Consider the following 20219-nt stretch of genomic DNA (forward strand, 5'->3'; position numbering starts at 1 on the left):
GTAGGGTGGTTAAGTGCCCGATTGCGCTTCGATTACCTGTCTTTAAAATGGATATCTGGTCACGCCATGAAGAAAAATCTCCTCTCTGCCAGCGTTATTACTCTGGTCACTGCCTCAACGGTGTTACTGACACTGCCCGCTGCGTTCGCTGAACAGGCACCCGCAGCGCCACAGATCGATGCCAAAGCCTGGATCCTGATGGATTACAACAGCGGGAAAGTGCTGACGGAACACCAGGCGGACGATCGCCTCGATCCGGCCAGCCTGACCAAAATGATGGCCAGCTATGTCATCGGCCAGGCGCTGAAATCCGGCAAGATTAATAAAGATGACATGGTCACCGTGGGCAAAGATGCCTGGGCGACCGGTAACCCTGTGCTACAGGGATCGTCGCTGATGTTCCTCAAGCCGGGAGATCGCATTCCGGTATCGGAGCTGAACAAGGGCATTATTATTCAGTCCGGCAATGATGCCAGTATCGCGCTGGCGGACTATGTTGCGGGCAGCCAGGACTCGTTCGTCGGCCTGATGAACAACTATGTGAAGGCGCTGGGTTTACAGAACACCCATTTCAAAACCGTACACGGGTTGGATTCCGACGGGCAGTACAGTACCGCGCGGGATATGGCGCTGATCGGCCAGGCGCTAATCCGCGATGTGCCCGATGAGTATGCGATACATAAAGAGAAAGAGTTTACCTTCAATAAAATCCGCCAGTACAACCGCAACCGACTGCTGTGGAGCACCAATCTCCAGGTAGACGGCATTAAAACCGGCCATACCTCGGGCGCGGGGAATAATCTGGTGGCATCGGCGGTAGACGGCGATCAGCGCCTGATTTCCGTGGTGCTGGGGACGGCAACAGATGCCATTCGCATCCGCGAGAGCGAGAAGCTGCTGACCTGGGGCTTCCGCTTCTACGAAACCGTGACACCGATTAAGGCCGGTAAACCGTTTGCGACGCAGCGCGTCTGGTACGGTGAGCACAGTGAGGTTAATCTTGGCGTCGCGAAAGATGCGGCGATTACCGTGCCAAAAGGCCAGATGAAAAATCTGAAAGCCAGCTTCACCCTCACTCAGCCACAGCTCACCGCGCCGCTGGCAAAAAATCAGGTGGTCGGTACTATCGATTTCCAGCTGGATGGTAAATCCATCGATCAGCGTCCGCTGGTGGTATTGGAGGAAGTGAAAGAGGCGGGATTCTTTGGCCGTATCTGGGACTTTATTGTGATGAAAATCACCGGACTGTTCAGCTAAAGCGGGTTCTTCAGTTCTTGTCGTCAGGAAGCAGGGGCGGACCGGCCGGTCCGCCCGCTGGGGAACATCAGATTAAATCGTAAACCACGGCGGAAATCGCCACCAGGCCTACCAGTACCACGAACACGTTGCTCAGCTTACCGCTGTACTTGCGCATCGCCGGGACTTTATTGATGGCATACATCGGCATCAGGAACAGCAGCACGGCGATAATCGGGCCGCCCAGGCTTTCGATCAGACCGAGGATACTTGGGTTCAACGTAGCAACAATCCACGTCGTCACCAGCATAAACAGCGCGGTAAAGCGGTTCAGTTTGCTTTCGGTAATCGTTTTACCGCGGCTGCGCAGCATCTTATTGACCGTACCGTTGAAGCCTTCACGCGCACCCAGATAGTGGCCGAGGAACGATTTGGTGATCGCCACAATCGCAATCATCGGGGCCAGCCACGCCATCAGCGGGGTGCTGAAGTGGTTCGCCAGGTAGGACAGAATGGAGATGTTCTGCGCTTTGGCTTCCGCCAGGTTTTCCGGTGACAGGCTCAGCACGCAGCTGAACACAAAGAACATCACCGTAATCACCATCATGATGTGGCTGCGGGCCAGAATACGTGAGCATTTGGCCTCGGCCATGTCACCGTACTCACCGCGTTTGGCGACGGCAAAGGCGGAAATAATCGGCGAGTGGTTGAAGGAGAACACCATCACCGGGATCGCCAGCCACAGCGTCATCAGCAGGCCACTGCCGCTGCCGCTCAGGCTGACGTTGTCGAAAATTGAACTGTTCCAGTGTGGGATCAGGTACAGCGCCAGCGCCATCAGTACCACCACAAACGGATACACCAGCATGCTCATGGTCTTGACGATAATATCTTTACCGAAGCGTACGATGGTCATCAGGCCAACGATCAGGATCAGCGACAGCAGCGCACGCGGAGGTGCCTGCATCTGCAGCTGGTGAGTCATAAAGCTTTCGACGGTGTTGGTGATCGCCACGCTGTAAACCAGCAGGATAGGGTAGATAGCGAAGAAATAGAGCAGGGTGATCAGCTTACCGGCACCCACGCCAAAATGCTCTTCCACCACTTCGGTAATATCGCTGTCCGGCTTGCTGCCTGAGAGGACGAAGCGACACAGTCCGCGGTGGGCGAAGAACGTCATCGGGAAGGCCAGCAGCGCCATAATAATCAGCGGGATCAGGCCACCAATACCGGCGTTAATCGGCAGGAACAACACGCCTGCGCCAATGGCGGTGCCGTACAGGCCCAGCATCCACATGGTGTCGGTTTTACGCCACGTACTGGCATCCTGAGGGGCTACGGGATTGAGCACCGCTGTTTGGGATGAGTCCATCACTTTCTCCAGTGTTTAAAAACAATTAATTAAATCGCTTAACATCCGCACAGCAATTTTTTAATTACCAATAACGGATTTAATTAATCACTCTGATTTTTATGGCGCACACTCTACCATCAGAAAAAATAGATGAAAGCACTGGATGATCTATTACCGGTGATCGCAGTCACAATTCTACGACCTTTTTTGGTGTGAACATCTGTGGTGGGGTGTTTTACAGGGATTATCTACCAGGTAACGGCTTTCTTAACAGGCATTTAAACTGAATTTAAGGTTTTTTAAATGGTTAAATAGTAGGCTTGTTGGTGGTTTTTTGTCAGCGCTTGGTTTTATATGCTAATAAAAACAACGAGTTATTTTTATTTTAAAGACTGAGTTGTTGTCGGTTTAATCACTTGCGCAACGGCAGACGGAAAGCAGCATTTAATTCGGGCTTATTGCGCAATAGAAGCGAGGGGCAATCGGTACGCGTGAAATGTTTAACGCTGCGCTGCGGGCCGGAGAATTCCGGCCCGCTAAATAATTAGTGGCGCACCCAGCCTTTACTGATTGGAAAAGCAAATACCGTGCGATAGAGCGAAGAGATTAGCGGTAACAGGCGGTTACCAAACATTAGCCAGAATATTTGTGCAAACAGGCAGGACAGCACACCGACCAGCAGTCCGCCCAACATATCCATCGGCCAGTGCACGCCAAGATAAATACGTGACCAGGCAATGGCGGCACCGGTGGCCAGCAGGACGGCGCCGGACCACATGCGATGCCAGGCAATAAATGCCAGCGCAAAGGTAAAAATCACCGTGCCGTGGTCGCTGGGATAGGAGTCATCAGGGGCGTGTGCCAGATACTGATGGCCAAGCCCGATCGCGAAGGGGCGAGGATGCGGAAAAAGATGGCCGACGCACCAGGATATCGCCAGCGCGTACAGCAGCGCCACGCCGGTTTTTACCACCAGCACGCGCTGTGAGGTCAGCTGGCTGCGCGGTCCCCACAGCCACAGCACGACGATCATCAGCGGGACGATGGCAATCACGTCGCGGGCGATGAACGTCGCCAGCGCAATCAGCCAGCCCGGCGAGTCGCCGTTGGCGTTAATCCAGAGAAACAGCGAGCGGTTAATCTCTTCCATCATTGTATTATTTTCCTCTTTATTTTAAGCAGATGCGTTACGCATCCGAAAATTGCACACTGCGTCAGCCACATCCACCACGCTGCCCAGAGGTTGTGGGATAAAAAGTGCGCGCCGCGCATAATCTGACCAAAACCCATGATTGTTCCTACCGCCAACGCTGCCCACCAGCAGCACCAGGCAAGGCGCGGACGACGGGAATAAAACAAGAAAAACAGCGCCATGGCGCTGAATCCGCTGGAGGCATGGCCACCGGGGAAGCAGCGCCCCGGGCCGCTATTTTTCGGAATGGCACCAAACAGCGGATAGGAAACCGCATGCCCACCAAACTGCACCAGATCCCACGGGCAGGAGTGCGCGCTGCTGTTTTTCAGCAGGCCAACGACCAGCGGACCGAGACCCATCAGCAGTGCCACCAGCACCCAGCGCCACCGGCGGCGCACGATCCCGGCAATCAGCAGCAGTACGCCACCGGCGATCACAAGGTCTTTCAACAGGCGGTGGTTGATGAGATCCAGCCACACGTTATCCTTCCACGGGAACCGCTGGGTCAGCGGGTCATACCACATCTGGCTGATGGCCATATCCCAGCTTTCACTGCGCGACAGCCATATCAGGAACAGGGCGCTGAGCAGTAACAGCACGGATTGCTTAAAATAAAAGTCAGCTGGCAGAGGGTAAAGGGCTTCGCTCCTAATTCCGCGCTTCGTTTCGGCTTTGTTGAGAATTGATGACATTTTTATGACGCTTTGGCGATAAACACAGGGAGTCTACGATGCCTGAAAGCGCTTAAGGCAACATTAAGAGCGGAAGGAAGTCGGGAAGCGGAAGTGCCGGAGCAGAAAAGAAAAAAACCCGCTAAACATAATGTTTAACGGGCTCCTCAATTTGGGGATTTCAAAGAAAAGCAGTGGCATTAATTCAGACTGCACCCCGCCATAAAAGTTCTCTGAAGTCCTTAAAAATTTTTCAGTCAGCCAAAAATTGGCCAGATTACCACAATCAGCGTACCGGCGAGCGTAAGCAAAACGTTAGCAATCGCATAAGTTCCTGCATAGCCCAGTGCCGGGATATTGCTGCGCGCCGTGTCGCTGATAATCTCCATCGCCGGGGCGCAGGTTCGCGCACCCATAATCGCGCCAAACAGCAGGGCGCGGTTCATCTTCAGCACCAGCGCACCGAACAGGAAGCAAATGACGACCGGCAGCAGGCTGACAATCAGCCCGGCGGCCAGCATCAGCAGGCCGGTTTCACCCAGTCCCTGGTTAATACCGCTGCCCGCACTCAGCCCGACACCGGCCATAAATACCATCAGGCCAAACTCTTTCACCATCGTCAGTGCGCCCTGCGGAATATAACCAAACGTGGGATGGTTAGCCCGCAGGAAGCCGAGCATAATCCCGGCAAACAGCAGCCCGGCAGCGTTACCAATGCCAAAGTTGAAGCTGCTGAACTGGAAGTTAATCATGCCGATCATCAGGCCGATGATAAAGAAGGAGCAGAAGGCCAGCAGGTCGGTCACCTGGCTGTGAATCGAAATAAAGCCGATGCGGTCGGCAACGGACTTCACGCGCTTCGCTTCTCCGCTGATGTGCAGCACGTCGCCTTTGTTCAGAATGATGCTGTCGTCGATGGGCATTTCAATCTGGCTGCGGATAACCCGGTTCAGGAAGCAGCCGTGATCGGTTAGCTTGAGCTGGCTGAGGCGCTTATTGACCGCATTGTTATTTTTAACCACGATCTCTTCATTCACGATGCGCATGTCCAGCAGATCGCGGTCAAACACCTCTTTTCCGTTGCGGAAGCTGGGATCGAGGCGCGAGTGGGCATCCGGGTAGCCCACCAGCGAAATCTCATCGCCGGGCTGGAGGACCGCGTCGCCGTCGGGGTTCGCCAGAATACCGTTGCGGCGAATACGTTCGATGTAGCAGCCGGTCTGACGATAAATGCCCAGCTCGCGCAGATTCTTGCCGTCGCTCCACGCCACCAGTTCGGGGCCAACGCGGTAAGCGCGAATCACCGGCAGATAGACTTTACGCTTGCTGTCCGGATCCAGGCCACGCTCGCGGGCGATCTGCTGTGCGCTGGTCGGCAGGTCCTGATGCTGTAGTTTGGGCAGATAGCGGGCGGCGACAATCAGGCTGACGAGGCCGACCAGATAGGTCAGGGCATAGCCGAGACTGAGGTGATCCTGCGCCTGGCTGAGGCTTCCGCTCTCGGTCATCATTTGCCGCAGGGTATCACCCGCACCCACCAGCACCGGCGTGGAGGTCATCGATCCCGCCAGCATCCCGGCGGTCAGGCCAATGTCCCAGCCGAACAGTTTGCCCAGCCCCAGGGCGAGGATCATCGCGCTGGTGACCATCACAATTGCCAGCATCAGATAGTTTTTTCCGTCCCGGAAAAAAATAGAAAAAAAGTTCGGACCGGCTTCAACCCCGACGCAAAAAATAAATAACATAAAGCCAAGATTCAGAGCTTCGGTATTAATTGAAAAATGCTGCTGGCCGAGCAGTAAAGAAACCACTAAAACGCCAATGGAATTACCCAGTTGAATCGAACCCAGCCGCAGTTTTCCTAAACACAGGCCCAGGGACAAAACAACAAATAATAACAGTATGTAATTTCTACTTAACAAGTCTGCGACGTTTATATTCACGGTTTAACTTCTTGTTTACCATTAACCTATTGATGAAAGGGCGTTTATGCGCTAAATTTTATCCGCTGGAGCCGGTTACAGGATGACCGCTGCATGCTTATCCTGCCGGATTGATTTTACGGATAAATCGACGCCTATTTTAATCGTTATACTGTCTTACAGCCAGCATCCGCCTGGTTTATTTTCTGGCAATATCAAGATAATTAAATTTGTTGTTGTATAACAACCACACGCTCATTTCTTTTTTTGAATTGATGTTGGGTTAAAAATAACCTGGAGACGATTCTGATGTGGGTTAAAGCCTTCAGCTGGTCTGGCGTTATTGCCTGCAGCTCTCTGTATGGTTTGCTCTTTCTTGCCCTGCGTTACCTGATCGCGATTGGCGGAATGAATCACGTCCAGTTTGGCCTGCTGCTGTTTATGATCCCCGGCGCACTGGCGGCGCTGATGTCAAGAGATGCCCCCTTTACTGTGCTGCTGCTGGCCATGCTGCTGGCGTCGCCACCCTGCCTGGCGCTGATGCAGTTGAGCACGTTCCATAGCGTGGGCCTGGGTCAGGAGATTGCGATTATTGCCAGTGCGGTATTCTGGTGTGGGTCTGGCGCGCTGGTGGTGATGCTGTGGCGGACACTGATGGAGATTCATCAACGTCAGAGCGGAAAGCGAGGATAGCGGGCGGTAGGATAACAGCAGCAGGGGGCACGAAATCGCCTCCCCCTGCGGGAAAGCCATTAAGACTGGAACAGGCCCAGGTTGGCTTTCGCGTAAGCTTCAAAATCAGTGCAGCCGCCGATGTGAGTCTGATCGAGGAAGATCTGCGGCACGGTTTCTACCGGTTTACCCACGGTTTTCTCCAGATCTGCCTTGGTGATCCCTTCCGCGTGAATATCCACGTAGCGGAAGTTAAAGTCATCACGCTCTTCGGTCAGTTTCTCAGCCAGTTCTTTGGCACGTACGCAGTAAGGGCAGCCCGGGCGTCCGAAAATCACAGCAAACATAGATGTCTCCTCAAGGGTTGGATTCTTTTATGTGACTCAAGTCACAACTTATTGCTCAATGCCGCCTATGATGCCCGCATCCCCCGCTGAATGAAAGAAGGAATTACCTGTTGGTCTGATTCGCACAGGCTATTCTCCTTGCGCTTTTCTGCGGTTTTCAGGCAGAGTGAGGCGGCGCAAGTTCAGGGGTTTTTTGCTTCGAATGTCAGAGCGTAAGGAGAAACATGATGCGTGCTTTTACTCAGTTACCTCGACCCGTGCTCATTCTTGAAGCGCTGGGGGGGATCGTGGTGGTGCTTGCCCTGCTGACACTGCATGAAATGCTTCCTTTACCTCCTCCTTTCACCGGTAAGCTGGCCGCTACCGTCATGATTTTCGTTGGAATTGTCCTGATGTTGCCCGCCGCTGTCGTCATGATGTGGCGTACGGGCAAAGCCATGGCCCCGGACTTATTTAACACGCGCCGTTCGCCTACTAAGAAAAAAGGAGATTCCCATGACGCCGACCATTGATCTGCTCTGCGCCCATCGTTCCATTCGTGCTTTTACCGAGCGGAAGATAACCCAGGAACAGCGCGCTGCCATTCTTGCCGCCGCGCAATCGGCCTCCAGCTCCAGCTTTTTGCAGTGCACCTCCATCGTACGCATCAGCGATCCCGCACTGCGTGAGACGCTGGTGACGCTGAGCGGTGGGCAAAAATATGTCGCCCAGGCCGCGGAGTTCTGGGTGTTCTGTGCCGATTTTAATCGCCTGCAGCAGATTTGCCCCGAGGCACAGCTGGGGCTGGCCGAGCAGCTGCTGCTGGGCTGTGTCGATACCGCACTCATGGCGCAGAACGCGATGACCGCAGCGGAGTCGCTGGGCTTTGGCGGCGTATTTATCGGCGGCATTCGCAATCATATCGCCGAAGTGACCGAACAGCTGGCCTTGCCGAAATTTGTGCTGCCGCTGTTCGGACTGTGCCTGGGAGAACCGGCGCAGGATCCGGTGTTCAAGCCGCGTATGCCTGCCTCAATGCTGGTCCATGAGAACCAGTATCGGGCGCTGGATGCCGCCGAGCTGGAGAAATACGATCGTCAGTTGGAGAATTACTACCAGAGCCGCGACAGCAACCGACGGATTGAAAGCTGGAGTGACCATATCCGCAAGACGCTGGTAAAAGAAAGCCGTCCGTTTATGCTCGATTACCTGCACCAGCAGGGCTGGGCCACGCGCTGATCGCCCCCTTCGGAGGTAACTGTTGAAAATTGCCGTGCTTTCCCGTGATGGTTCGCTCTACTCCTGTCAGCGTCTGGTTGAGGCTGCGCGCGCGCGCGGCCACAGCGTCGAGGTGATCGATCCGCTTTCCTGTTATATGAATATCAACCCCGGCTCGTCGGCGATTCACTATCGTGGCCGTCAGCTGGAACACGTTGATGCGGTGATCCCGCGTATTGGCCCCTCAACGACTTTTTACGGGATGGCGGTGCTGCGCCAGTTTGAAATGTGCGGTAGCTATCCTCTTAACGAGTCGCTGGCGATTGCCCGCGCACGCGATAAGCTGCGCTCGCTGCAGCTGCTGGCCCGCGCCGGGATCGCCATGCCGATCACCGGTTTTGCGCACTCGCCGGACGATACCAGCGATCTGATCAAGATGGTTGGTGGCGCGCCGCTGGTGGTCAAGCTGCTGGAAGGCACTCAGGGAATAGGCGTGGTGCTGGCGGAAACCCGCCAGGCGGCGGAAAGCGTGATTGACGCCTTTCGTGGGCTGAATGCGCATATTCTGGTGCAGGAGTTTATTAAAGAGGCGCAGGGGCGGGATATTCGCTGTCTGGTGATTGGTGGCGAAGTCGTTGCGGCCATCGAGCGGGTCGCGAAAGAGGGGGAGTTCCGATCCAATCTTCATCGCGGCGGTAGCGCCCGGCGCGTGGTGATTGACGATCGCGAGCGCGAAATCGCGGTTCGGGCGGCGGCAACGCTCGGGCTGGACGTGGCCGGTGTCGATATTCTCCGCGCCGAACGCGGTCCGCTGGTGATGGAGGTTAACGCGTCGCCGGGGTTGGAAGGCATTGAAAAAACAACCGGTCTGAATATTGCCGCGATGATGATCGGCTGGATCGAAGAGCAGGCCCGTCCAGGCTTCAGCCTGAAAACCGGTGGCTGATGTCTTATTTCTGTCGTAAACATGGTTTTTATTAACGAATTTCCGTAAGCTAGTGCGCAATTTTATCGCGGCAAGAGACAAATCATATGGATTCACTCATCGTCCCGGATCTCGACGTATTACGGCGTTGGCTGGATCAGCAAAGCATCACCTGGTTCGAGTGTGACTCCTGTCAGGCCCTTCATCTGCCGCATATGCAGAATTTTGACGGGATATTTGATGCCAAACTGGATCTGGTTGATAACGTGATCCTGTTTTCGGCGCTGGCCGAGGTGAAGCCGACCGCGTTAATCCCACTGGTCGGCGATTTGTCGCAGATCAACGCCAGCTCGTTGACGGTGAAGGCGTTCCTGGATATTCAGGATGATAACCTGCCGAAGCTGATCGTCTGCCAGTCGCTTAGCGTCAGTGCTGGCGTGACCCATGCGCAGTTCGATCATTTTATGAAGCAGAGCGAAGAACAGATTTCGATGATCGTGATGGAAGCCTTTGCTAACCATTTGCTGGTGATCGGTGAGGATGAAGAGCGTCCACCGGTGATTAGCGGCCACTCCATGCTGCATTAAGTTTTCTCCTGCCTGGGGCAGTAGCCTTACTGCCCAACAGTCCGACTTTTCATCACTCTACGTAATTATCTGCGCCAGCACGGTTTTTTCACGGGCTTTTCCCGCGGGCTCCACCACTTTTTATTCTGCATTTTGCCCTTAATTGCCAGATATCTATCGCTGTTTATGCCGCCAATGGCATATCACGTAGAGGAAACATGCATAGAAAATCGATAAAAGGCGTTTTTTACGCTAAGGTCTGGTCTGGACCAGTGAGTGGGGCTATTCTTGCGTTGCTGCATTAAGCGTGCAACGTCGCTACAACTATAGGTTTTTTCTATTAACGACGCAGTGAATAATGATTCATTGTGAACCTGTATTTTGCCGCAGGCGCTCACCGGTTCGCTTGCTGGAGAAATGTACCTTTCGGGTACGGCTGTGATTATCCCTGTTCAGGAGAATGGAAGATGTTCAACCAACGCAAAAAATGGTTGTCAGGTGTGGTTGCGGGTGCGCTGATGGCGATCTCCGCTGGCTCTCTGGCGGAAGATAAAACGCTGCACGTTTACAACTGGTCTGATTATATTGCGCCAAACACCGTGGCCGATTTTGAAAAGCAAACCGGCATCAAAGTCGTGTATGACGTGTTTGACTCCAACGAGGTGCTTGAAGGCAAACTGATGGCGGGCAGCACCGGCTATGACGTGGTGGTGCCATCTTCCAGCTTCCTGGCGCGTCAGCTTCAGTCCGGCGTGTTTCAGCCGCTGGATCGCAGCAAGCTGCCAAATTATAAAAACCTCGATCCCGATCTGATGAAAAAGCTGGAGCAGCACGATCCGGGTAACAAATACGCCATTCCTTACCTGTGGGCCACCACCGGTATCGGCTATAACGTCGATAAAGTGAAGGCCGCGCTGGGTAAAGATGCACCGGTGGATAGCTGGGATCTGGTACTGAAGCCGGAAAACCTTGAGAAGCTGAAAAGCTGCGGCGTGTCCTTCCTCGATGCACCTGAAGAAGTTTTTGCCACCGTGCTGAACTACCTCGGCAAAGATCCGAACAGCAGCGATGCGAAAGATTACTCGGGAGCGGCGACCGATCTGCTGCTGAAGCTGCGTCCAAGCATTCGTTACTTCCACTCTTCTCAGTACATTAACGACCTGGCGAACGGCAACACCTGTGTGGCCATCGGCTGGGCGGGTGACGTTCTGCAGGCGAAAAAACGCGCTGAAGATGCGAAAAACGGCGTGAACATTGCCTACAGCATCCCTAAAGAGGGCGCGCTGGCGTTCTTCGATATGCTGGCGATTCCGAAAGATGCGAAAAACACCGACGCGGCCTATCAGTTCATCAACTATCTGATGGAGCCGAAAGTGATGGCGCAGATTTCCAACACCATCTTCTATGCCAGCGGCGTGAAAGCATCGATTCCATTCGTTGATGAAGCAATTCGCAACAACCCGGGTATCTACCCAACCCCAGAAACCATGGCGAAACTGTTTACGCTTAAGTTGCAGGATCCGAAACTTGACCGTGTGCGTACGCGTGCATGGACTAAAGTTAAAAGTGGTAAATAACTGAGTAGTGAGTCTGACTCACTCTTGCTAAGCAGCAGAGGCCGGTTATCGGCCTCTGTTTGTTATTTTTGGGCCTGTCCCACTGGGGAAGGCTCTTTAGCGCCGGAGAGTAATGGTAGTGAACGACGCGATCCCCCGTCCTCAAAGCAAGGCTGGCAGGGCGTTAACGCCGCTGCTGGAAATCCGTAATCTGACCAAGTCGTTTGACGGTCAGCACGCGGTAGATGATGTCAACCTCACCATCTACAAAGGCGAAATCTTCGCCCTGCTGGGTGCCTCCGGCTGCGGTAAGTCCACGCTGCTGCGCATGCTGGCCGGGTTCGAAAGCCCGACCCAGGGGCAGATCCTGCTGGATGGCCAGGACCTCTCCCACGTGCCGCCCTATCAGCGCCCAATCAACATGATGTTTCAGTCCTACGCGCTGTTCCCCCATATGACGGTGGAGCAGAATATCGCCTTTGGTCTGAAACAGGACCGCCTGCCCAAGGCGGAAATCGCCAGCCGCGTAGCCGAAATGCTGACGCTGGTGCATATGCAGGAGTACGCCAAGCGTAAGCCGCACCAGCTTTCCGGCGGTCAGCGTCAGCGCGTGGCGCTGGCACGCAGTCTGGCCAAGCGGCCTAAACTGCTGCTGCTGGATGAACCCATGGGTGCGCTGGATAAAAAGCTGCGCGACCGCATGCAGCTGGAAGTAGTCGATATTCTTGAGCGCGTGGGGGCTACCTGCGTGATGGTGACGCACGATCAGGAAGAAGCGATGACCATGGCGGGCCGAATTGCCATTATGAATCGCGGCAAGTTTGTGCAGATCGGCGAGCCGGAAGAGATTTACGAGCATCCGACCACCCGCTTCAGCGCTGAATTTATCGGTTCGGTCAACGTCTTTGAGGGCCTGCTGCGTGAGCGCCAGGAAGATGGGCTGATTATTGACAGCCCGGGACTGGTGCACCCGCTGAAAGTGGCGAGCGATGTGTCGGTGCTGGATGGCGTGCCGGTGTACGTGGCGCTGCGCCCGGAAAAAGTGCTGCTGTGTGATGATGTTCCGGCCGATGGCTTCAACTTTGCCGTGGGGGAGGTGGTGCATATTGCCTATCTGGGCGACCTGTCTATCTATCACGTGCGCCTGCGCAGCGGCCAGATGATCAGCGCTCAGCTGCAAAACGGCCAGCGCTTCCGCAACGGTGCGCCGACGTGGGGCGATGAAGTTCGCCTGTGTTGGGATACCGATAGCTGTGTGGTTCTGACGGTATAGCAGGGGGAATAATGAGCCAATTTTCTGAACGTACCACTAAACCACCGAGTGTGCGGCGCATCGGCGTTTCACTGCTGACCCGGCTGCAGATGGCCCACGGCCGCAAGCTGGTAATAGCTCTGCCCTATATCTGGCTGTCGCTGCTGTTTTTACTGCCGTTCCTTATCGTCCTGAAGATCAGTTTTGCTGACATTGCGCGCGCCATTCCGCCGTACACGGAACTGCTGACGTGGGCCGACGGCCAGCTGAGTATGGTGCTGAATCTCGGCAACTACTTCACCCTGACCGACGATCCACTTTATGTCGATGCCTACCTGCATTCGCTCCAGGTTGCCGCAGTCTCAACCGCTATCTGCCTGCTGATCGGTTATCCGCTGGCGTGGGCGGTGGCGCATGCTTCCCCCTCAACGCGCAATATCCTGCTGCTGCTGGTGATCCTGCCGTCCTGGACCTCTTTCCTGGTCAGGGTGTACGCGTGGATGGGGATCCTCAACGATAACGGTATTTTGAACCGCTTCCTGATGTGGACCGGGATTATCGATCACCCGATCGCCATCCTGTACACCAATATGGCGGTGTATATCGGTATCGTTTACTGCTATCTGCCGTTTATGGTGCTGCCTATCTATACCGCGCTGACCCGCATCGATTATTCGCTGGTAGAAGCGTCTCTTGACCTCGGTGCTCGTCCTCTGAAGACCTTCTTCAGCGTGATTGTGCCGCTGACCAAAGGCGGTATCATTGCCGGTTCAATGCTGGTCTTCATCCCTGCGGTGGGCGAGTACGTGATCCCGGAACTGCTGGGTGGCCCGGACAGTATTATGATTGGCCGCGTGCTGTGGCAGGAGTTCTTTAACAACCGCGACTGGCCGGTGGCCTCTGCGCTGGCGGTGATTATTTTGCTGATCCTGATCATGCCGATCGTCTGGTTCCACAAGCATCAGAACAAAGAAATGGGGGATAAGGCATGAACAGTTTGCCGACCATTCGCTCGAAGTGGCGTACGGCGATCCTCGCTGTTTGTTTCTTCTTCCTCTATGCGCCGATGCTGCTGCTGGTGATCTTTTCGTTTAACTCGTCGCAGCTGGCCGCGTGGGAAAGCTTCTCGTTCCACTGGTATAACGTGCTGTTCCACGATGATGCGATGATTAGCGCCGTGACGCTCAGCCTGTCAATTGCCGCGCTGTCGGCGACGGCGGCGGTGATCCTCGGCACGATTGCCGCGGTGATCATCGTGCGTTTTGGCCGTTTCAAAGGCTCGACCGGTTTTGCCTTTATGCTCACGGCCCCGCTGGTGATGCCCGACGTGATCACAGGCCTTTCGCTGCTGCTGCTGTTTGTGGCGATGGCGAACGCCTTCGGCTGGCCTGCCGATCGCGGCATGTTGACCATCTGGCTGGCGCACGTGACGTTCTGTACCGCCTATGTTGCGGTGGTAATCAACTCACGCCTGCGCGAACTGGACCGCTCAATCGAAGAGGCGGCAATGGATCTGGGTGCCACGCCGCTGAAGGTGTTCTTTGTGATCACCGTGCCGATGATTGCTCCGGCCATCGTCACCGGCTGGCTGCTGGCCTTTACGCTGTCGCTGGATGACCTGGTGATTTCCAGCTTTGTTACCGGGCCGGGTGCTACCACGCTGCCGATGCAGATCTTCGCCACCGTACGTCGTGGGGTGAATCCGGAAATCAACGCGCTGGCTTCGCTGATTCTGTTTGTGGTTGGGCTGGTGGGCTTTATCGCCTGGCGCCTGATGGCACACGAAGAGAAGCAGCGGATTAAGGATATTCAGAAGGCGCGTTCCGGGCACTGAGTTACGTGGAAGGCTGACGGGCTGGTGCCGGATATCCGGCCTTTGCGGGGGCTGCTGGGCGGTCCTCGCGCCACGCTGTGCGTGGTGCCTTCGTCTACAGCCGCTGGCCGACGGATCGCGCGGGAGTGGGCTTCCTGCCCACGCCCGATCTGATGTCACCCTCCCTGCTGCCCTCTCCTGGCCAGCGGCTTTCGCCTCAGCGCTGCGGATTGCCCACCAGCCCCCGCAAAGGCCGTCTACCTCTGACTATCTGGTGGCTGCCAGTCTGAAAATCGGGGCCTGGCGATGCGTTGTTCAATTACTCTCGCGAATGCGGTTTCTAAGAGGTTTGAAGGAATATCTTCATCGGATGGTACTGGGGGATGCGTATTCTCAACGGGGAATAGTTGTACCCGTTGTTATCATTGTCCCCATTTTGGCGATCGGCTGTTTCCGACATGCTGAGGAGGCGCTGTAACCGACTGTGGCGGTCGCGAATGCTAATCCCTGACAGGTGATATACGTCGTTCATCCAGACGATCGCCGTTTCAAGAATCATTCATATCAGCATCGAAACTGAATAGGCTGACATGAGGCGGATTGATAGCGGGCATTTTGTACCATCCACGGCTTGGAGTGTAGATTCAAGAATAGTGCAGATAAGCGCTGAAATTAAATTCGGTGTTGCTGTTATACGGAGCTATGGGCGATATTTTGTATTGCTCACGCATCCTGTTGCTGTTTAAAGAATAGGCTACGGAAATGTTGAAATTGAATACGGTGTTGCTGTAATGCATATCAATGTCAAAACTTTATGTCGTCCGGAATGACAAAAGTTGTTCAAACTTAAGCACAGAAATTCCTGTCTCGGGTATGGTAAGGTTAAAAACAACGCATAACTACGCAGCCTCGTATTCTGCTGTTGGTTTTGACAGCCATTATTCAATGACTACCTGCTTTAAAAAAACGTTCGCTTCAACAATCCCGAAATTTAATTATCCTACGATAAAAAGTCCTGTGACATAAACAGCAACAATAATGCTGCTGAGCGGGCGGGTGGGGGCCCCAAAAGGGCAATCCGCAGCGCTGAACGGAGAAAGGAAGCCAGGATGTGACCGCAGGACGCGGGCGCAAGGCTCGGTCGGCACACGGATGTGCCGTCTGAGCCGGTCCGACCGGCTGACGAACGACGTGAAGGGACCACGCAGCGCGTGGCGCGAGGACCCGCCCGATTGGGGCGCCCACCCGTCAGCGGCAGCTCACCGCTATCAGCGAGGACATTCGTACCAGCCCGCCCGATTGGGGCCCCACCCGTCAGCGCCAGCTCGGTGCTATCAGCGAGGACTGTCGTACCAGCCCGCCCGATTGGGGCCCCCACCCGTCAGTGCCACATCACCGCTATCAGCGAGGATTTCTTCAGCGATAAATCATTTTCAGCCGCAGAAATAGTCGCTTTGTCTGATTGCCATTGCAAAATAATTAATGACGGAGAATAATTTTATTCCATGCAGTGGCATTATTGGCGCTTATAGGCTAAAAATAGTTGAATTAACCTGTGTAAATACGCGTACAGGTTAATAACCAGACAGACTTGGTAGGGATTGACGGTATTTAGTACAGGGCAGGAGAGGGATATGTCAGAGGTGTTCAGAGGTGGCAGTGCATTGTCCGATGAGCGGATGGCTATCCCGGTGCCGGTACTTATCGCTGGCAGCGCCATTATTGCCACCCGCGTGCTCAGCGTACTGCTTCTGGCCAATGAACTGGGTTATGAAGAAGTCATAAACTTCATCCACCGCAGCGCACAGTCCTGGGATTCCACGTTAATCTTTATTGTCAGTCAGCTGATCTTCTTTCTGGAACTGCGCTGTGCGATTGCGCTAATGCGCGGGCGTAACTGGGGTCGCTGGACGTTTTTCGCCACTCAGGTCGTGGTGCTACTTTATATGATGGTGGCCACACTCACCGGCATCTACCCGGAAATTTTCAGCATCAGCGGTGAAAACAATGCCCACATCATCGGCTCGCTTATCGCGCAAAAATTCCCGGATATGTTGATTCTGCTGCTGCTGTTTGTGCCGCTCAGCAGCCGACATTATTATCGCTAAGGCTCGTTTTGTCAGAGGCTGCACCCGGCGCTGATTTGGGTATATACTGTCGCCCTGCATTTCGCATTCCCAATCAACAGGCTTTAACATGCATTGCGCGCTCTACGACGCCGGTCGCTGCCGATCCTGCCAGTGGCTGGAAACGCCGTATACCCAGCAACTTTCGCAAAAACAGGCTCATCTGCAGCAGCTGATGGCATCGCTGCCGGTGGCAAACTGGCTGGATCCGGTGATCTCTCCGCCGGAAAAATTCCGTAATAAGGCGAAAATGGTGGTCAGCGGCAGCGTTGAGCGCCCGCTGCTCGGTATGCTGCATCGCGACGGTACGCCGGTCGATCTCTGCGACTGCCCGCTTTATCCCGACAGCTTTACCGATGTGTTTGCCGCGCTGCGCCCGTTTATTGCCCGCGCGGGGTTAACGCCCTATAACGTGGCGCGTCGTCGCGGCGAGCTGAAGTTTATTTTGCTAACGGAAAGTCGTTACAGCGGCGAGGTGATGCTGCGCTTTGTGCTGCGTTCAACCACCAAGCTGGCGCAGCTGAAGGCCGCACTGCCGGACCTACAGCGCAGGCTGCCGCAGCTGGCGGCGATCTCCGCCAATATCCAGCCGGTGCCGATGGCGATCCTCGAAGGGGAGGAAGAGATCCCGCTGACGGATAATCAGGCGCTGGCCGAGCAGTTGAATGACGTGCCGCTGTGGATCCGACCGCAGAGCTTTTTCCAGACTAACCCGGAAGTGGCGGCGTCGCTGTATGCCACCGCGCGCCGCTGGGTGGCGGAGTTGGGCGTAAACAGCATGTGGGATTTATTTTGCGGCGTCGGAGGTTTTGGCCTGCACTGCGCCACGCCGGATATGCAGCTGACCGGTATTGAAATCAGTAAAGAAGCGATTGCCTGCGCGAAGCGTTCTGCTGAGTTGATGGGATTAACGCGGGTAAACTTCGCCGCGCTGGACTCAACGGCGTTTGCTACCGGAGAAGGCAGCGTGCCGGAACTGGTGCTGGTGAACCCGCCGCGACGCGGTATCGGTGCCGAACTGTGTGACTATCTGACCCGCATGGCACCGCCGTGGATACTCTATTCCAGCTGTAACGCGGTGACGATGGCGACGGATCTTGCGCGGCTAAGTGATTATCGTATTGTGCAGGTGCAGCTGTTTGATATGTTCCCGCACACCGCTCATTACGAAGTACTGACGCTGTTACAGCGGAAATCATAAAGCGGGCAGGCGAATCGTTCGCCTGCCGCTGTGTTAATTATTCCGGGAACCAGCGCTGATTGATCTTCTCAATCGTGCCGTTTGCCCGCAGTGTATCGAGTGCGGTGTTCAGTTTTGCCAGCAGCTCCGCGTTGTCCTTGCGCACCGCAATCCCTAAACCGGTGCCGAAGTAGCTGCTGTCGGTAACGTGCTTGCCCACGGTGCCCAGGTTCGGGCTGGTTTTCAGCCACTGATTTACCACCGCACTGTCGCCGAAAATACCGTCCAGGCGGTTATTTTTCAGGTCGAGAATGGCGTTCTGATAGCTGTCATAGGCCACGGCGGTAATTTCAGGATGCTGTTCCTGTAAATACTTCTGATGCGTTGTGCCGTTTTCCATACCCACGCGTTTGCCTTTCAGCTGCGAGAGGTCGGTGAACTTACCCTTTGGCGCAATCAGAATCGCCGAGTTGGCGTAGTAAGGCTTGGTGAAGCTGACCTGCTGACTGCGCTCCGGCGTGATATCCATCCCGGAGATTACCGCGTCGTAACGACGGAATTTCAGGGCCGGAACCAGGCTGTCAAACGGGTTATTGGTGAAGGTACAGTCGGCCTTCATTTCTTCACACAGCGCTTTGGCCAGATCGATATCAAATCCAACGATCTGATTGTCACTGTCCAGCGACTCAAACGGTGGATAGGTAGCAGAGGAAGCAAAACGAATTTTATCTGCGGCTACAGCCCCAAAGGTCATGCTGGCCAGAACCGTGGCCAGAATAATTTTTTTCATGTTATCAGTTCCTTTTTTAGAAATCGTTCGCTCAGCTGCGCTGCTCAAAGGCTAATGCCCGGCGTTCAATCAGCCGCATCAGCAGGGTCAGTAAACCGTTGACGATGAGGTAAATCACCCCGGCGGCGGCAAAGACCGTCACGTCATAGGTTCGACCATACAGCAGCTGGCCGTGGCCCATCACTTCCATCAGCGTGATGGTGTAGGCCAGCGAAGTGCTTTTAAATACCAGCACCACCTCATTGGAATAAGAGGAGAGGGCGCGCTTAAAGGCGTACGGCAATAAAATGCGCAGCGTATCTTTCCGGTTCATGCCCAGAGCAGCACAGGATTGCCACTGCCCGGCCGGAATCGCCCGCACCGCGCCGTGGAACAGCAGTGCGGTATAGGCGGCGCTGTTCAGCGACAGCGCCAGCAGGGCACACAGCCACGGCTGCGACAGCAAATGCCAGAGCCAGCCAATGTTTTGAATGGAAGGAAACTGGCCGGGACCGTAGTAAATCAGGAAGATTTGCACCAGCAGCGGGGTGCCGGTAAACAACGTAATGTAGCCACGGGTAATCTGGCTGAGAACCGGCACTTTCAGTGCCAGGATCACTGTGAAAACCAGGGCCAGCAGCAGGGCCAGCAGCAGCGAGGCCACGGTCAGCGTCAGGCTGGTTTGCAGCCCTTTCAGCAGTTCGGGGAAGTAACTCAGCATCAGGAACCTCCGCGCTCAAAGCGCGTCGTGCGTAGCTCAATACGCTTCAGCACCTGCTGGCTGAACAGGGTGATCAGCAGATAGATCGCCGCCGCCATAACGTACCAGGTGAACGGCTCCTGGGTACGGGTGGCGATGCTTTTGGTCTGCAGCATAATGTCATTAACGCTAATCAGTGAAACCAGCGCGGTATCCTTCAGCAGCACCAGCCACTGGTTACCCAGGCCGGGCAGAGCATGTCGCCACATCTGCGGCATGATTAACCGGAAGAAAATCGCCGATTTTTTCATGCCCAGCGCCTGACCGGACTCCCACTGACCCGCCGGAACGGCCTTCAGCGCGCCGCGCAGGGTTTGAGAAGCATACGCAGAATAAAGGATGGCCAGCGCAATCACGCCGCACAGGAACGGACTGACGTCGAAGTTTTCAATCGGGACCTGAATCGGGATCTGCACCACGCCGAGATTCAGGGTGAATCCGTCGGAGAGCGTCAGCAGCAGCTGCGAGGCACCGAAGTAGATAAACAGCACCACGAGGATTTCCGGCAGCCCGCGAAACAGGGTGACCAGCAGCGTGCCGAGCCACGCCAGCGGCCGCCAGCGTGCGGATTCCCACACGGCGAAGACCATCGCGAGCGCCAGCCCGACGATTAAGGCACAAACGGCAAGGCCGACGGTCATCCCGGCGGCGCTGGCAAGAGAATAAAATTCGCTCATT

General features: G+C 55.1%; 20 protein-coding genes. 12 read left to right on the forward strand and 8 right to left on the reverse strand.

Annotated features, from left to right (window positions below):
- Positions 1 to 66 precede the first annotated feature (66 nt).
- Positions 67 to 1257, forward strand: a complete 1191-nt coding sequence (locus tag EC836_RS09390) for a serine hydrolase (protein WP_123332393.1) — start codon at positions 67 to 69, stop codon at positions 1255 to 1257.
- A 67-nt stretch (positions 1258 to 1324) separates the two neighbouring features.
- On the opposite strand, the gene EC836_RS09395 is transcribed toward EC836_RS09390, so the two are convergent.
- The 4 genes from EC836_RS09395 to EC836_RS09410 form a co-directional block, all read right to left on the reverse strand.
- Positions 1325 to 2608 (reverse strand): HAAAP family serine/threonine permease, encoded by a 1284-nt coding sequence (locus tag EC836_RS09395; protein WP_123332395.1) that lies wholly within the window; start codon positions 2606 to 2608, stop codon positions 1325 to 1327.
- A gap of 526 nt (positions 2609 to 3134) precedes the next feature.
- Entirely contained in the window at positions 3135 to 3740 is a 606-nt protein-coding gene (gene ybjG, locus EC836_RS09400; protein WP_123333143.1) for an undecaprenyl-diphosphate phosphatase, read from the reverse strand.
- On the reverse strand, positions 3740 to 4483 hold the full coding sequence (locus EC836_RS09405) for a phosphatase PAP2 family protein (protein WP_123332396.1): 744 nt from the start codon (positions 4481 to 4483) through the stop codon (positions 3740 to 3742). The genes ybjG and EC836_RS09405 overlap by 1 nt, the downstream gene beginning before the upstream one ends.
- Positions 4484 to 4713: 230 nt before the next feature.
- Complete coding sequence (locus EC836_RS09410; RefSeq protein ID WP_123332398.1) at positions 4714 to 6399, reverse strand: aspartate:alanine antiporter; 1686 nt, start codon at positions 6397 to 6399, stop codon at positions 4714 to 4716.
- Between the two features lie 288 nt (positions 6400 to 6687).
- Here EC836_RS09410 and ybjM point away from each other — a divergent pair, with 288 nt between their 5' ends.
- Positions 6688 to 7071 carry an inner membrane protein YbjM gene (gene ybjM / locus EC836_RS09415; RefSeq protein ID WP_123332400.1) on the forward strand — a complete coding sequence of 128 codons (384 nt, stop codon included), beginning with the start codon at positions 6688 to 6690 and terminating at the stop codon, positions 7069 to 7071.
- Positions 7072 to 7130: 59 nt separating this feature from the next.
- Here the strand turns inward: ybjM and EC836_RS09420 are convergent, their stop codons facing one another.
- Positions 7131 to 7397, reverse strand: coding sequence for a GrxA family glutaredoxin (locus tag EC836_RS09420; RefSeq protein WP_105593486.1), 267 nt, complete (start codon positions 7395 to 7397; stop codon positions 7131 to 7133).
- 224 nt (positions 7398 to 7621) lie between these two features.
- On the opposite strand from EC836_RS09420, the gene EC836_RS09425 reads away from it, so the two are divergent.
- The 10 genes from EC836_RS09425 (at position 7622) to rlmC (ending at position 18033) form a co-directional block, all read left to right on the forward strand.
- Positions 7622 to 7909 (forward strand): YbjC family protein, encoded by a 288-nt coding sequence (locus EC836_RS09425; protein ID WP_233599224.1) that lies wholly within the window; start codon positions 7622 to 7624, stop codon positions 7907 to 7909.
- On the forward strand, positions 7893 to 8615 hold the full coding sequence (nfsA, locus tag EC836_RS09430; RefSeq protein ID WP_123332404.1) for an oxygen-insensitive NADPH nitroreductase: 723 nt from the start codon (positions 7893 to 7895) through the stop codon (positions 8613 to 8615). The genes EC836_RS09425 and nfsA overlap by 17 nt, the downstream gene beginning before the upstream one ends.
- A 22-nt stretch (positions 8616 to 8637) precedes the next feature.
- Entirely contained in the window at positions 8638 to 9540 is a 903-nt protein-coding gene (gene rimK / locus EC836_RS09435) for a 30S ribosomal protein S6--L-glutamate ligase (RefSeq protein ID WP_123332406.1), read from the forward strand.
- Positions 9541 to 9626: 86 nt separating this feature from the next.
- The gene (locus EC836_RS09440; RefSeq protein WP_123332408.1) at positions 9627 to 10106 is read left to right on the forward strand and encodes a YbjN domain-containing protein; all 480 of its coding nucleotides are present in this window, start codon (positions 9627 to 9629) and stop codon (positions 10104 to 10106) included.
- Between the two features lie 446 nt (positions 10107 to 10552).
- Positions 10553 to 11662, forward strand: coding sequence for a spermidine/putrescine ABC transporter substrate-binding protein PotF (gene potF / locus EC836_RS09445; RefSeq protein ID WP_123332410.1), 1110 nt, complete (start codon positions 10553 to 10555; stop codon positions 11660 to 11662).
- Between the two features lie 118 nt (positions 11663 to 11780).
- The gene (potG, locus tag EC836_RS09450) at positions 11781 to 12914 is read left to right on the forward strand and encodes a putrescine ABC transporter ATP-binding subunit PotG (protein WP_123333152.1); all 1134 of its coding nucleotides are present in this window, start codon (positions 11781 to 11783) and stop codon (positions 12912 to 12914) included.
- Between the two features lie 11 nt (positions 12915 to 12925).
- Positions 12926 to 13885: a putrescine ABC transporter permease PotH gene (potH, locus tag EC836_RS09455; RefSeq protein ID WP_123332412.1), complete on the forward strand. Its 960-nt coding sequence runs from the start codon at positions 12926 to 12928 to the stop codon at positions 13883 to 13885.
- Entirely contained in the window at positions 13882 to 14727 is an 846-nt protein-coding gene (gene potI / locus EC836_RS09460) for a putrescine ABC transporter permease PotI (RefSeq protein ID WP_123332414.1), read from the forward strand. The genes potH and potI overlap by 4 nt, the downstream gene beginning before the upstream one ends.
- A 1613-nt stretch (positions 14728 to 16340) precedes the next feature.
- Complete coding sequence (locus EC836_RS09470; protein WP_123332418.1) at positions 16341 to 16814, forward strand: YbjO family protein; 474 nt, start codon at positions 16341 to 16343, stop codon at positions 16812 to 16814.
- 88 nt (positions 16815 to 16902) lie between these two features.
- Positions 16903 to 18033: a 23S rRNA (uracil(747)-C(5))-methyltransferase RlmC gene (gene rlmC / locus EC836_RS09475; protein ID WP_123332421.1), complete on the forward strand. Its 1131-nt coding sequence runs from the start codon at positions 16903 to 16905 to the stop codon at positions 18031 to 18033.
- Positions 18034 to 18070: 37 nt separating this feature from the next.
- On the opposite strand, the gene artJ is transcribed toward rlmC, so the two are convergent.
- The 3 genes from artJ to artQ are packed head-to-tail and all read right to left on the reverse strand — an operon-like array spanning position 18071 to position 20218.
- The gene (artJ, locus tag EC836_RS09480) at positions 18071 to 18802 is read right to left on the reverse strand and encodes an arginine ABC transporter substrate-binding protein (RefSeq protein WP_123332423.1); all 732 of its coding nucleotides are present in this window, start codon (positions 18800 to 18802) and stop codon (positions 18071 to 18073) included.
- Between the two features lie 31 nt (positions 18803 to 18833).
- On the reverse strand, positions 18834 to 19502 hold the full coding sequence (gene artM, locus EC836_RS09485; RefSeq protein ID WP_123332425.1) for an arginine ABC transporter permease ArtM: 669 nt from the start codon (positions 19500 to 19502) through the stop codon (positions 18834 to 18836).
- A complete protein-coding gene (gene artQ / locus EC836_RS09490; protein WP_123332427.1) occupies positions 19502 to 20218 on the reverse strand; it encodes an arginine ABC transporter permease ArtQ in 717 nt (238 codons plus the stop codon). The genes artM and artQ overlap by 1 nt, the downstream gene beginning before the upstream one ends.
- Position 20219: the final 1 nt, after the last annotated feature.

Source organism: Erwinia sp. JUb26, assembly GCF_003751505.1.
In the GTDB taxonomy this organism is placed as follows: domain Bacteria; phylum Pseudomonadota; class Gammaproteobacteria; order Enterobacterales; family Enterobacteriaceae; genus Erwinia.

Bases quoted from the DNA above. Each gene is read 5' to 3' on its own strand.
- EC836_RS09390 (WP_123332393.1), top strand. From the start codon at position 67: ATGAAGAAAAATCTCCTCTCTGCCAGCGTTATTACTCTGGTCACTGCC.
- EC836_RS09395 (WP_123332395.1), bottom strand. From the start codon at position 2,608: ATGGACTCATCCCAAACAGCGGTGCTCAATCCCGTAGCCCCTCAGGAT.
- ybjG (WP_123333143.1), bottom strand. From the start codon at position 3,740: ATGGAAGAGATTAACCGCTCGCTGTTTCTCTGGATTAACGCCAACGGC.
- ybjM (WP_123332400.1), top strand. From the start codon at position 6,688: ATGTGGGTTAAAGCCTTCAGCTGGTCTGGCGTTATTGCCTGCAGCTCT.
- EC836_RS09420 (WP_105593486.1), bottom strand. From the start codon at position 7,397: ATGTTTGCTGTGATTTTCGGACGCCCGGGCTGCCCTTACTGCGTACGT.
- EC836_RS09425 (WP_233599224.1), top strand. From the start codon at position 7,622: ATGATGCGTGCTTTTACTCAGTTACCTCGACCCGTGCTCATTCTTGAA.
- nfsA (WP_123332404.1), top strand. From the start codon at position 7,893: ATGACGCCGACCATTGATCTGCTCTGCGCCCATCGTTCCATTCGTGCT.
- EC836_RS09440 (WP_123332408.1), top strand. From the start codon at position 9,627: ATGGATTCACTCATCGTCCCGGATCTCGACGTATTACGGCGTTGGCTG.
- potF (WP_123332410.1), top strand. From the start codon at position 10,553: ATGTTCAACCAACGCAAAAAATGGTTGTCAGGTGTGGTTGCGGGTGCG.
- potH (WP_123332412.1), top strand. From the start codon at position 12,926: ATGAGCCAATTTTCTGAACGTACCACTAAACCACCGAGTGTGCGGCGC.
- potI (WP_123332414.1), top strand. From the start codon at position 13,882: ATGAACAGTTTGCCGACCATTCGCTCGAAGTGGCGTACGGCGATCCTC.
- EC836_RS09470 (WP_123332418.1), top strand. From the start codon at position 16,341: ATGTCAGAGGTGTTCAGAGGTGGCAGTGCATTGTCCGATGAGCGGATG.
- rlmC (WP_123332421.1), top strand. From the start codon at position 16,903: ATGCATTGCGCGCTCTACGACGCCGGTCGCTGCCGATCCTGCCAGTGG.
- artJ (WP_123332423.1), bottom strand. From the start codon at position 18,802: ATGAAAAAAATTATTCTGGCCACGGTTCTGGCCAGCATGACCTTTGGG.
- artM (WP_123332425.1), bottom strand. From the start codon at position 19,502: ATGCTGAGTTACTTCCCCGAACTGCTGAAAGGGCTGCAAACCAGCCTG.
- artQ (WP_123332427.1), bottom strand. From the start codon at position 20,218: ATGAGCGAATTTTATTCTCTTGCCAGCGCCGCCGGGATGACCGTCGGC.